Source organism: Endozoicomonas sp. SESOKO3 (genome assembly GCF_024606255.1).
In genome coordinates this window covers 1-1,293 of sequence record NZ_JAHHPR010000456.1, presented here as the reverse complement: position 1 = coordinate 1,293, position 1,293 = coordinate 1, and the positions used below count along the sequence as shown (strand labels likewise).

The 1,293-nt window shown below is 47.9% G+C and carries 1 protein-coding gene; it reads left to right on the top strand.

Annotation, left to right across the window (positions count from 1 at the left end; translation table 11 throughout):
- Positions 1-107: 107 nt before the first annotated feature.
- A partial coding sequence (locus KDK18_RS07815; protein WP_257254343.1) for a WD40 repeat domain-containing protein occupies positions 108-1,293 on the top strand: 1,186 nt, incomplete at its 3' end.

Here is a 1,293-nt window from a genome sequence, read left to right as displayed (position 1 = left end):
AGAGTGAGTTTTCATTATTGCTCGATTTGCCCCCGGGAATACAATCCAAAATTTTTACTTATTTGCAGACCCGTGATATTGCCCATTTAACACGGGCAAATTCATACATGAACAACACGGTCAAAAATGATGTTGCAATGGCAAGGGCATGGTATCGCCGGTTTGCTTCATCACACCAGGCTCTTATAAAGACAATCGTCACTGTAAAAGATAAAGATGAACTCCAGAAATGGTTGAAGCGTTTCACGAAGGATGAGCCATTAGTCAAGTCAGTCATGGATCGTCATGGGAGTATTTACTTTCCTGCTCTGTTCTTTTTCACCCTCACTAATCGGATGTCTCAATGTAAAACATTTAAATTAGAGACAAAAGCCATCCTCCCCAGTGATGGTGGGGTGAGGTTAGCTGCCTTCAGCGCCGATGACCACCATGTGGCATGCGCTACTGACGATAACAGCTTGAGAATCTTCGGCCAAAAGAGCGATGGATCATGGCAACCAAAAGGCACTTTCTCTCATGATGACGACGTCATAGCGCTCACCTTCAGCGCCAATGGCCTCTTCGTGTTGACCACCATTAACGATTACAAGGCGATAATCTACGGCAAGAAGAACGATGGAACATGGGAAGAAAAAGCGACTATTATCCATCATCGCTGTGTCAACTCAGCCACCTTCAGCGCCGATGGTCGCTATGTAGTGACTGCCAGTGGAGATCGCAAAGCGAAAATTTATGGCCGGTGCGACGATGGTTCATGGGTAGAAGAAACCATCATTCACCACGATCGTCCTGTCGAATCCGCCTTCTTCAGCGCCGATAGCCGCTATGTAGTGACCGCCAGTGAAGATGGCAAGGCGAAAATCTATGGCCGGAGTGACGATGGGTCATGGGCAGAAAAAACCATTATTTCCCACGACAAGGAGGTCTACTCGGCCAGGTTCAGCGCAAGTGGCCGCTATGTGATCACCCGTGGCAGAGACAACAAGATGAAAATCTATGGCCTGGACGACGGGTTATGGGAAGAAAAAACCACTATTTCCTACAATAGCTGGTTCTACTCAGCAGCCTTCAGCGCCAATGACCGCTATGTATTGACCGCCACTAAAGATCAAAAGGTGAGAATCCATGGCCTGGCCGACAATGGATCGTGGGAAGTAAAAGCGACTATTTCCCATGATGGCGAGCTCTACTCAGCCACCTTCAGCCCAGATAGCCGCTATGTATTGTCTGGCAGTGGCGATGGCAAGGCGAAACTCTATGGTCAGAAAGACGACAATGGATCATGGGAAGAAA